The organism is Aquipuribacter aurantiacus (assembly GCF_051216895.1).
Classification (GTDB): Bacteria; Actinomycetota; Actinomycetes; order Actinomycetales; family JBBAYJ01; genus Aquipuribacter.
In genome coordinates this window covers 38152-48158 of sequence record NZ_JBPKAO010000010.1, presented here as the reverse complement: position 1 = coordinate 48158, position 10007 = coordinate 38152, and the positions used below count along the sequence as shown (strand labels likewise).

12 protein-coding genes are annotated in these 10007 nt (G+C 73.4%); 1 reads left to right on the top strand and 11 read right to left on the bottom strand.

Going from position 1 to position 10007, the window contains the following annotated elements; translation table 11 throughout:
* Window positions 1–48: 48 nt before the first annotated feature.
* Window positions 49–540 (top strand): transcriptional regulator BldD, encoded by a 492-nt coding sequence (gene bldD / locus ACR80Q_RS13695; protein ID WP_340290635.1) that lies wholly within the window; start codon window positions 49–51, stop codon window positions 538–540.
* 487 nt (window positions 541–1027) lie between these two features.
* Here the strand turns inward: bldD and nusB are convergent, their stop codons facing one another.
* The 11 genes from nusB to pilM all read right to left on the bottom strand — a co-directional run bounded on the left by nusB (window position 1028) and on the right by pilM (window position 9793).
* On the bottom strand, window positions 1028–1438 hold the full coding sequence (gene nusB / locus ACR80Q_RS13690) for a transcription antitermination factor NusB (RefSeq protein ID WP_435378279.1): 411 nt from the start codon (window positions 1436–1438) through the stop codon (window positions 1028–1030).
* A complete protein-coding gene (gene efp / locus ACR80Q_RS13685) occupies window positions 1435–1995 on the bottom strand; it encodes an elongation factor P (protein WP_435378189.1) in 561 nt (186 codons plus the stop codon). Before efp ends, nusB begins: the two co-directional genes overlap by 4 nt.
* A complete protein-coding gene (locus ACR80Q_RS13680) occupies window positions 1901–2788 on the bottom strand; it encodes an EAL domain-containing protein (protein WP_435378188.1) in 888 nt (295 codons plus the stop codon). Before ACR80Q_RS13680 ends, efp begins: the two co-directional genes overlap by 95 nt.
* A 99-nt stretch (window positions 2789–2887) precedes the next feature.
* Entirely contained in the window at window positions 2888–3358 is a 471-nt protein-coding gene (aroQ, locus tag ACR80Q_RS13675) for a type II 3-dehydroquinate dehydratase (RefSeq protein ID WP_435378187.1), read from the bottom strand.
* Window positions 3355–4434: a 3-dehydroquinate synthase gene (gene aroB / locus ACR80Q_RS13670; protein ID WP_435378186.1), complete on the bottom strand. Its 1080-nt coding sequence runs from the start codon at window positions 4432–4434 to the stop codon at window positions 3355–3357. The genes aroQ and aroB overlap by 4 nt, the downstream gene beginning before the upstream one ends.
* The gene (locus ACR80Q_RS13665) at window positions 4431–4997 is read right to left on the bottom strand and encodes a shikimate kinase (RefSeq protein WP_435378185.1); all 567 of its coding nucleotides are present in this window, start codon (window positions 4995–4997) and stop codon (window positions 4431–4433) included. The genes aroB and ACR80Q_RS13665 overlap by 4 nt, the downstream gene beginning before the upstream one ends.
* Before the next feature lie 10 nt (window positions 4998–5007).
* Complete coding sequence (gene aroC / locus ACR80Q_RS13660) at window positions 5008–6189, bottom strand: chorismate synthase (RefSeq protein WP_435378184.1); 1182 nt, start codon at window positions 6187–6189, stop codon at window positions 5008–5010.
* A gap of 87 nt (window positions 6190–6276) precedes the next feature.
* The gene (locus ACR80Q_RS13655) at window positions 6277–7203 is read right to left on the bottom strand and encodes a flagellar basal body-associated FliL family protein (protein WP_435378183.1); all 927 of its coding nucleotides are present in this window, start codon (window positions 7201–7203) and stop codon (window positions 6277–6279) included.
* Between the two features lie 13 nt (window positions 7204–7216).
* Window positions 7217–8023, bottom strand: a complete 807-nt coding sequence (locus ACR80Q_RS13650) for a hypothetical protein (RefSeq protein WP_435378182.1) — start codon at window positions 8021–8023, stop codon at window positions 7217–7219.
* Window positions 8024–8054: 31 nt separating this feature from the next.
* Window positions 8055–8747: a PilN domain-containing protein gene (locus tag ACR80Q_RS13645; RefSeq protein ID WP_435378181.1), complete on the bottom strand. Its 693-nt coding sequence runs from the start codon at window positions 8745–8747 to the stop codon at window positions 8055–8057.
* Window positions 8744–9793, bottom strand: coding sequence for a type IV pilus assembly protein PilM (gene pilM / locus ACR80Q_RS13640; protein ID WP_435378180.1), 1050 nt, complete (start codon window positions 9791–9793; stop codon window positions 8744–8746). Before pilM ends, ACR80Q_RS13645 begins: the two co-directional genes overlap by 4 nt.
* Window positions 9794–10007: the final 214 nt, after the last annotated feature.

The following is a 10007-nucleotide window of genomic DNA, read 5'->3' as shown; positions in this document are numbered from 1 at the left end:
GTGCGGGTCGGCTTGACCCCGGGCGTCACTCTCCGTGATATTGAACCCGTGGCCACCGACTACGCACGTGCCCTCGGATCGCGACTGCGCGCCATCCGAACCCAGCAGGGTCTGTCCCTCCACGGCGTGGAGGAGAAGTCGCAGGGTCGGTGGAAGGCCGTCGTCGTGGGTTCCTACGAGCGCGGCGACCGCGCCGTCACCGTGCAGCGCCTGGCCGAGCTCGCCGACTTCTACGGCGTACCCGTGCAGGCCCTGCTCCCCGACGGCGCCCCCGCGGGCTCCGGCGAGCCGCCGCCCCGGCTCGTGCTCGACCTGGAGCGGCTCATGAACGTGCCCGCCGAGAAGGCCGGCCCGCTCGCCCGCTACGCGCAGACCATCCAGTCCCAGCGCGGCGACTACAACGGCAAGATCCTGTCGATCCGCGCCGACGACCTGCGCTCGCTCGCCGTGATCTACGACCTGGCCCCCGCGGCCCTGGTCGACCAGCTCATCAGCTGGCAGGTGCTGGACGCCGACGCCCGCCGCGCCGTCCTGGACTGAGGACCCTGGGTCGCGGCTGACCGCCGGGTCCGGCCAGCCCGACCGCGCCCCGCACCATGTGGGACGTCCCGCGCGCCCGGGCACCCGATCCAGTCACGGAACGTCCCACCACCCGACCAGGCCCCGCACCGTGTGGGACGTTCCCCGCGCCCAGGCACCCGACCCCGTCACCGAACGTCCCACCACCCGAGAGACCCGCACCGAGTGGGACGTCCCGCGCGCCCAGGCACCCGACCCCGTCACCGAACGTCCCACCCCCCGAGAGACCCGCACCGAGGGGGACGTCCCGCGCGCCCCGGCACCCGACCCCGTCACCGAACGTCCCACCCCCCGAGAGACCCGCACCGAGGGGGACGTCCCGCGCGCCCCGGCACCCGACCCCGTCACCGAACGTCCCACCCCCCGAGAGACCCGCACCGAGGGGGACGTCCCGCGCGCCCAGGCACCCGACCCCGTCGCGGAACGTCCCACACGACGGGGAGCGGGTTCAGACCTCGAGGGTCGCCTTGAGGCTCCGCAGCCGGGCGAGCAGGCCGTTGACGAAGGCCGGCGACTCGTCGGTGGACAGCTCGCTCGCCAGCGTCACGGCCTCGTTGATGACGACGTCGTCGGGCACGTCGTCGTTGTGGACGAGCTCCCAGGTGGCGATCCGCAGGATGATGCGGTCGACCGCGGGCATGCGGTCGAGGGTCCAGCCGTGCGCGTACGTCGACAACGCCTCGTCGATGCGCTCGGAGTGCGCGACGACGCCCTCGACCAGGGTGACGGCGTACTCCGGGACCGGGGGCTCACCACCGGCGATCCGGGTGGCCAGCAGCCCGATCGGGTCCAGGCGTCGCTGCTCGGCCTCGAACAGGACGTCGAGGGCCCGCTTGCGCGCCTTGTGCCGGGCGCTCAGCTGACGCGCCCGAGGTAGTCCCCGGATCGGGTGTCGACCTTGACCTTGGTGCCGGACTCCAGGAACAGGGGCACCTGGATCTCGCGGCCGGTCTCCAGCGTCGCGGGCTTGGTGCCACCGGTGGAGCGGTCGCCCTGCAGGCCGGGGTCGGTGTGGCTGATCAGGAGCTCGACCGAGGCCGGGAGCTCGATGTAGAGCACGGTGCCCTCGTGCACGGCGACGGTCGCGACCTGCTGCTCCAGGAGGAACCCGGCCGCGTCACCGGCCGTGGCCTTCGGCACGTGGACCTGGTCGTAGGTGCTCTGGTCCATGAAGACGAAGTCGTCGCCGTCGGCGTAGAGGTACTGCATGTCCCGCTTGTCCACCGTGGCGGTCTCGACCTTGAGACCGGCGTTGAACGTCTTGTCGACCACCTTGCCGGACAGGACGTTCTTGAGCTTGGTGCGGACGAAGGCCGGACCCTTACCCGGCTTCACGTGCTGGAACTCCACCACCGACCAGAGGTTTCCGTCGATGTTGAGCACCAGGCCGTTCTTGAGGTCGTTGGTCGTCGCCATGGTGGTTGATCCTATCGGTCGCGGGCTGCAGCACCGGCCGCCCGAACAGCCACCCCTGGCCCCGCTCGCAGCCCAGGCCGAGCAGCGCGTCGGCCTCGGCCTGCTCCTCGACGCCCTCCGCGGTGACGGCCGCCCCCGTGGCGCGGGCCAGGTCGACGACCCGCGCGACCGCGGCGAGGCGGTGCGGCGAGGTGTGCACCCCGGTGACGAGGGAGCGGTCGACCTTGACGAACGCGGGCTCCAGCATGCGCACGTGCTGCAGCGTCGTGACACCGGCGCCCAGGTCGTCCAGCGCGAGCTGGACCCCGGCCCGGCGCAGGGCCAGCAGCTCGTCCCGGACCAGCTCGAGGTCGTCCAGGGTCAGCTCCTCCGACAGCTCCAGCAGCAGCCGGGCACCGTCCACGCCGTACTCGCGCAGCGTCCTGAGCACGGTGGCGACGAAGCCGCGCTGCAGCAGCGTGGCGCGTGAGACGTTGACGCTGGTGGGGGTGACGAACGGCGACGCGGCGAGGCGACGGCAGGCGGCCCGCATGACCAGCAGGTCCAGGGCCGGCATCTCGTCCAGGGTCTGGGCCAGGTGCAGGAACGAACCCGGCAGCAGCAGCCCGAGCCGGGGGTGGGTCCAGCGGACCAGGGACTCGGTCCCCACCAGGACGCCGTCGGCGAGCCGGACGACGGGCTGCTGGGCCACCTCGAGCCCGTCGTGACGCAGGGCCGAACGCAGCTCGGAGGACGTGGGCCCGTGGGCGACCGCGAGCTGGTGCCGCTCCCGCTGTCTCGTCGACGACCTCATGACCGGCAGCCTGGCGGCATTCGGTCACGTTGTGAACATATTCGGTGACCGACGGTACGAAGAGGTGGTGCGGGATCGGCCGATCGGTGGATGCCGCGCTCAGCCGGCGCGTCCGGCGACGGCCCGCAGCGCGAGCGCGTAGCCGTCCACCCCGAACCCCGCCACGACCCCCGTCGCGACCGGGGTGATGACGCTGTGGCGACGGAAGGCCTCCCGGGCGTGGGGGTTGCTGAGGTGCACCTCGACCAGCGTCAGCCCGGCCCCGGTGACCAGCGCCGCGGCGTCCCGCAGCGCGTAGGAGTAGTGGGTGAAGGCGGCGGGGTTGATCACCACGTCCGACCGGGCGTCCACGGCCTCGTGCAGCCAGCGGACGAGGTCGGCCTCGTCGTCGCTCTGCCGCACCTCGGCGCGCAGCCCGAGCTCACCCGCCGCGCGGGCGACCAGGGCCACGAGGTCGGCGTGGCTGGCGTGGCCGTAGACCTCCGGCTCCCGGGTGCCGAGCCGGGACAGGTTGGGCCCGTTCAGGACGAGCACGTCCAGGGCGTCCTGGCCCGCGTCACCGTCGCTCACGTGTCGCTCACCTCGACGTAGGCCGCCTGCAGCAGCGACGGGTCGGGGCCCTCGAGCCGGGTGGGTCGCCCCGACCCGTCGAGCACGACGAACCGCAGCAGGTCCCCGCGGTTCTTCTTGTCCTTGCGCATCGCGTCGTACAGCGCCGACCAGCGGTCACCGCGGTAGACGATCGGCAGGCCGAGGCGGGTGAGGATGGTGCGGTGGCGGTCGACGACCCGCTCGGGCAGGTGCCCGGCCAGGCGGCCGAGCTCCGCGGCGTAGACCATGCCCACGCTGACGGCGGCGCCGTGGCGCCAGGAGTACCGCTCGACCAGCTCGATGGCGTGACCGAAGGTGTGCCCGTAGTTGAGGACCTCCCGCAGGCCGGACTCCTTGAGGTCCTCCGACACCACGGCGGCCTTGACGGTCACGGCGCGCTCGACCAGGTCGGCCAGCACGGGCGAGTCCCAGCGGACGGCCTCGTCGGGCTGGGCCTCCAGGATGGTGAGGATGTCCGGGTCGGCGATGAACCCGCACTTGACGACCTCGGCCAGCCCGGCCCGCAGGTCGAAGTCCGACAGGGTCTGCAGGGCCGACAGGTCGGCGAGCACCCCGGCCGGCGGGTGGAACGCCCCGACCAGGTTCTTGCCCTCGGTGGTGTTGATGCCGGTCTTGCCCCCGACGGCGGCGTCGACCATGCCGAGCAGGGTGGTGGGGACGTGGACGACCTTCACCCCGCGCAGCCAGGTGGCGGCGACGAACCCGGCCAGGTCGGTGACGGCTCCCCCGCCGACGCCCACGACGGCGTCGGAGCGGGTGAACCCGGCCTGGCCGAGCACCTGCCAGCAGAAGGACGCGACCTGGGCGTTCTTGGCCTCCTCGCCGTCGGGGACCTCGGCGGTGACGGCCTCGTAGCCGACGGCGGCCAGGTCCTCGCGGACGGCGTCGCCGGTGCTGCGCAGCGCCCGCGGGTGCACGACCAGGACACGCCGGACGCCGCCGAGCAGGCCGGGCAGCCGGTCCAGCAGGCGGTGGCCGATGACGACGTCGTAGGGCTGGGCGCCCTCGACGCGGACGACGGTCGGCTCGCTCACGCCCCGCTCCCGACCGGACCCAGGTCGGAGAACGCGCCGAGCACGTGCTCGGCCACGCCGTCCGGGTCCAATTCGGTCGTCATCACCACGAGGGTGGCGACGTCGGTGTACACGGGGCGCCGCTCGTCCATCAGCCGCAGCCAGGTGGCCCGGGGGGCGTCCAGCAGCAGCGGTCGGGGCGCGTCCATCCCGATCCGCTTCGTCGCGGCGGCCAGGCCCACGTCGAGGAACACGACCCGCTGCCCGCGCAGCAGCTCCTGGGTCGCGGGGTCCATCGGCGCTCCCCCGCCCAGGGCCAGGACGCCTCGGTGCTCTCGCAGGGCCGCGGCGACCGCGGCGCGCTCCATCGCCCGGAACGCCGGCTCGCCGGAGTCGTAGAAGATCTCGGGCACGGTCGAGCCGGCGGTCCGCTCGACGTCGGCGTCGGTGTCGCGGGCCTCGACGCCCAGCTTGCCGGCCAGCGCCCGCGCGACGCTGGTCTTGCCGGAACCGGGCGGGCCCACCAGCACCAGCAGCGGCGCGTCCGTCCCGGGGGTCGGGGCGGCGGTGGGGGGTGTCGTCATGGGGTCCTCGTCATCGGATGGTGAGCGTGTCCAGATACGCCTGGACGTTGCGGGCGGTCTCGCCGACGCTGTCGCCGCCGAACTTCTCCAGCAGCGCCTCGGCCAGCACCAGCGCCACGGCGGCCTCGGCGACCACGCCGGAGGCGGGGACGGCGCACACGTCGGAGCGCTGGTTGATGGCCTGCGCGGCCTCGCCGGTGGACACGTCGACGGTGTCCAGGGCACGCGGCACGGTGCTGATGGGCTTCATGGCCGCCCGCACCCGCAGCACGTCGCCGGTGGTCATGCCGCCCTCGGTGCCGCCCGCGCGCCCGGTGCGGCGCCGCAGCCGGCCGTCGTCACCGGTCTCGATCTCGTCGTGGGCGACCGAGCCGCGGCGCCGGGCGGTGGTGAACCCGTCGCCGATCTCGACGCCCTTCATGGCCTGGATGCTCATCACGGCGCCGGCGAGACGGCCGTCGAGGCGGCGGTCGGCGTGGACGTGGCTGCCCAGGCCCGGCGGCAGCCCGTAGGCGAGGACCTCGACGACTCCGCCCAGGGTGTCGCCGTCCTTACGGGCCTGGTCGATCTCGGCGACCATGGCCTCGCTGGTGGCGGTGTCGTGGCAGCGCACCGGGTCGGCGTCGAGCGCGTCGACGTCGTCGGCGTCCGGCAGCTCCGTGCCCTCGGGGACGGTGACCGCGCCGATGGCCACGGTGTGGCTGACCAGCCGAACCCCGGCCGCCTGCTGCAGCAGCGCGGCGGCGATGGTGCCCAGCGCGACCCGGGCCGCGGTCTCGCGGGCGCTGGCGCGCTCCAGCACCGGGCGGGCGTCGTCGAAGGCGTACTTCTGCATGCCGACCAGGTCGGCGTGGCCAGGCCGGGGGCGGGTCAGCGGGGCGTTGCGGGCCTGGCCGGCCAGCTCGTCGGCGTCGACCGGGTCGGGGCTCATCACCGTCTGCCACTTGGGCCACTCGGTGTTGGCCACCTGGACCGCGACGGGCCCACCCATGGTCACGCCGTGGCGCAGCCCGCCCAGGAAGCTGACCTGGTCCTGCTCGAACTTCATCCGCGCGCCCCGGCCGTAGCCCAGACGACGACGGGCCAGGACGGCGGCGACGTCGGCGGAGGTCACCTGCACCCCGGCCGGCACCCCCTCGACGACGCCCACGAGGGCGGGGCCGTGGCTCTCCCCGGCAGTGATCCAGCGCATGGTCCTCATCGTGTCAGACGCACCGGACGCCGCAGCGCGGTGGCCGTCGCTCGGACGGCCACCGCGCTGGTGGGGGGTGCGGGCGTGTCAGCCCAGGTAGAAGAGAAGCTCGCTGCCCACGGCCACGGTGTAGATGGTGGACCCGATCTCGAGCGACACCTTGGCGGGTTCCGGTGCCTCCGCCGGGAGGTAGCTCAGGTACCTGATCGTGATGTCGTCGCTGGGCTCCCCCAGCATGGTGGTGTCGAGGACGTCCTCCGTCGCCGGGTCGAGGTCGAGGACCCTCTCCACGTCGTCGACCAGCAGGGTCATCGCGAAGGCCTGCTCGTCGGTGTCGTCGACCTCGACCACCTCGACGGTGACCTGCTGGGCGTCCAGCGCGTCCTTCAGATCCTGCGCCTCCTTGAAGAGCAGCTCGTACTGCTCCTGCAGGTCCCTCAGCTTGGCCTGCAGGGCGGAGTCGTCGTCCTCGGCCTCCAGCCTGGTCGTCAGGTCGGTGATCTGGCGCTGGAGCTCGGCCACCTGCTGCTCGGACGCGCGGAGGGCCTCGACCGAGGCCTGGTCGACGACGACCTGGGTGAGGCCGCCGCCTCCGGATGTCGAGCCCCGGGTGTCGTCGCGGTCCTCGCCGTCCTCGCTGTCCTCGTTCTCCTCGGTCGCAGCCCCCTCGTCCTCGCCGGCAGCGGACTCGCCCTCACTGGCCTCCTCGACGAGCGGGACGAAGATGTTGCGGCTGCGGACGGCGCTGACGGGCAGCGGAGCGACGACCTCGGCGGTGACCGAGGGCTCCGTGGTGGGCTCCACCACCGCCGGGGCCGGGGCGGCCTCGAGCATCGCGTCGTCGTCGCCGGACGTGAGCACCAGGGCGGCTGCTCCTCCCAGGACACCGAGGGCCACGACCCCGGCGACGGCGGCGATCATGACGGTGCGGGGCTTGCGGGTGGGCTCGGGCTCGGGCTCGGGGGCCTGGGCGGCGGCCTCGGGCTGACCGAAGGTCGACGGGGGGTTGATCATGTCGGGCTCCTGGTCAGTCGGTCGTGCTGGCGGGTGCGGGCAGGGACTCGAGGGCCTCGACGCTGTCGGGGTCGACGAAGGCGAACACCCGGGCGGTGATGGTCGTGCTGACCATGCCGGGCTCGACCTCCTCGCCGTCCTCGCCCTCCTCCTCGAAGACCTGGATCGTGAGGCCGTCGATGAGGAGCGCCCGCGAGATCTCGGTCTGCAGGTTCTTGATGAGCAGGTTGCTCTGGTAGAAGTCGCCGGTCGTGTCGATGGTCAGCGGGATCGACGCGAGGACCGCACCGGCGGGGGCGCCGGGCACCTCGCTGACCCCGCTGCCCGCGTCGGCGGGCACGGCCCCGCCGTCGGGGTCCACCGGGGGGGCCGACGACTCGTCCGTCGCGTCGCCCTCCGTGGGCTCGGTGTCGCCGTCGTCCGCGCCGTCGCCACCCTCTGCGGCGGTGTCGCCCTCCGCGGCCGCGTCGCCCTCGACCGCGGTCAGGGCCTCCGGGTCGACGACCGCGCTGGCGGCGCCGGTGGTCACGGCGTCGACCACGATGCCGCTGTCCACCGCGGCGGTGTTGATGTCACGGATGAGCGCGGCCAGGGCCGGCTCCTCGGGCAGCGCCTGCCGGATGGCGGCGAGCTCGGCCTGACGCGCCGGCAGGTCGGCGTACTCCTGACGCAGCTGCTCGATCCGGATCTCCAGCTGGGCGTTCGCCTGCTCGGCGGCCACCGTCTGCTCCCGGGTCTCGGCCGCCTCGGCGCGCTCCGGCTGGATGAGCAGGAACCACGAGGCGGCACTCAGGGCCACGCACAGACCCGTCGTACCCATCGTCCATGCGGACGTCCTGGTCAGCGCCATCTCACTGCCCTTCCTGGGCGTAGCGGTCGGAGTAGGCCTCGGGTCCGACCTTCGCCGAGGTGGTGAAGTCGACCCACGGCTTCTCGCCGGTCTCGTCGTCCCGGACCGCCTCGTTGAAGAGGACGTAGTCCAGGTGGCTGATGCCGTCCAGGGAGTCCAGCCAGGTCGCGACGTCCGGGTAGGTCAGCGCCCGACCGGTGGCCGTGACCTCGGCCACGGCGTCGACCGGCGCGAGCGGGTCGGACCCGGCGACGTCGACCGGCTCGGCGGCGAAGGCCGTGATGGTCTCGAACCAGACCGTGTCCGGCGCGCTCTGGCCGATCTCCGACAGGTAGCGGTACCACTCGACGTCGGTGGCCATGGCCGTGGCCAGGGCGCTCTCGGCCCGGTCGACGCTGGCGAGGATGGCGGGGACCTGGGCGAACTGCGCGGCCTCGGCCTGCAGGACGGTGGTGCGCTGCTGCTCCACGGCCAGGTCCTCGGCCGCCTGCTGGGCGTCGGCGTACGACAGGTAGTAGCCCGCCCCCAGCGCCGAGACGACGCCGACGACCCCGACGACCATCCAGGCCTGGGCTCTCTTGAAGCGACGGCGCTCGAGGACCTCCGGCGGCATCAGGTCGACGCGCGCCACCGGGTACTCACCGGTCAGCGGGACGACGGTCTCCCGGGTGGTCTCCTGCTGCTGCGTGCTCATCGGACGGCTCCCATGGCCAGGCCGACGGGCACGGCCGCCAGCGGTTGCACGAGCTCGAGCTGGGCCTCGTCCAGACCGGTCCGACCCAGCCGCATGGTCTGCATCGGGTTGCCCTGCACGACCGGGATGCGCACGCCCTGCTCGAGACGCGCGGCGAACCCGCGCAGGGTCGACCCGCCGCCGGACAGCACCACCCGCTCCGGCGGGGTGCCGGCGAAGGAGGACCGGAAGTAGTCCAGCGAGCCGCGGATCTCGTCGACGAGGGCCTGGGCCGAACCGTCGATGGTACGGACCGCGTTGGCGCTGACGCCGGGGCCGGCGTCCAGCCCGGTGGTCTGCTTGATGCCCTCGGCCTCGGCCAGCGAGGTGCCGAGCCGCTCGGCCAGCGCGTCGGTCAGGTCGTGGCCGCCCATCAGCAGGATGCGGACGAAGTGCGGGACGCCGGCGGTGTGGACGACGATGTTCGTCACCCGGGCGCCGATGTCGACCAGCGCCTCGGTCTGGGTGTCCTCCAGGCCGCGGGTGCCCATCGAGCGCAGCACGGCGAAGCTCGTCAGGTCGACCGAGGTCGGACGCAGCCCGGCCTTCTCGACGCAGCGGACGTTGCCCAGCACGCTCTCCCGGACGGCGGCGACGAGCAGCCCGCGCAGCATCCGGCCGCGGGGCCCGTGCACCTCCTCCAACGGGTGGAAGTCGAGGACGGCGTCGTTGACGGGCATCGGCAGCTGGTCGGCGACCTGCAGCGGCAGGCTCTTGCGCAGCTCGGCCGGCGGCAGCCAGGCGACCTCGACGGTGCGGACGACGACCCGCTGGTTGGCGATGCCGAGCACGACGTCCTTGCCGGAGAACTTCGTAGCGGCCCACAGCTCGCGGATGGCCTCGGCGACGACGACGGGTTCGACGACCTCGCCGTCGCGGACCGACCCGGGCGGCACGGCCACCTGACCGAACTTCTCGAGCGTGACGCCGTGGCGGCCGAACGACAGCTCGGCGGCGCGGACGCCTGACGTCCCGATGTCGAGACCGATGGCGCTTCGTGCGGCCACGGCGCGTCTCCTTCACCTCTGCGACAGGGCCGACTGCTCGGCCCCCGGGTGGCGGTCCACCCGCTTCCCGAGGCAGACATCGGCCCGACGGGGGGCTGCTTGAGCCCCTCCGGACCTCGGGGGGCACTCAGCGGCGACCAGTCACCCGTCCGGGCCAGCACGACGCGGCCGACCGGGCCGGGGTCCCTCGGACCGCCGGTGGGAGCCGTCGGGG

Coding starts and splice junctions, on each gene's coding strand:
- ACR80Q_RS13645 (WP_435378181.1), bottom strand. CDS start 8,747: ATGAGCACGCAGCAGCAGGAGACCACCCGGGAGACCGTCGTCCCGCTG.
- ACR80Q_RS13680 (WP_435378188.1), bottom strand. CDS start 2,788: ATGAGGTCGTCGACGAGACAGCGGGAGCGGCACCAGCTCGCGGTCGCC.
- ACR80Q_RS13650 (WP_435378182.1), bottom strand. CDS start 8,023: ATGGGTACGACGGGTCTGTGCGTGGCCCTGAGTGCCGCCTCGTGGTTC.
- efp (WP_435378189.1), bottom strand. CDS start 1,995: ATGGCGACGACCAACGACCTCAAGAACGGCCTGGTGCTCAACATCGAC.
- aroC (WP_435378184.1), bottom strand. CDS start 6,189: ATGCGCTGGATCACTGCCGGGGAGAGCCACGGCCCCGCCCTCGTGGGC.
- ACR80Q_RS13665 (WP_435378185.1), bottom strand. CDS start 4,997: ATGACGACACCCCCCACCGCCGCCCCGACCCCCGGGACGGACGCGCCG.
- ACR80Q_RS13655 (WP_435378183.1), bottom strand. CDS start 7,203: ATGATCAACCCCCCGTCGACCTTCGGTCAGCCCGAGGCCGCCGCCCAG.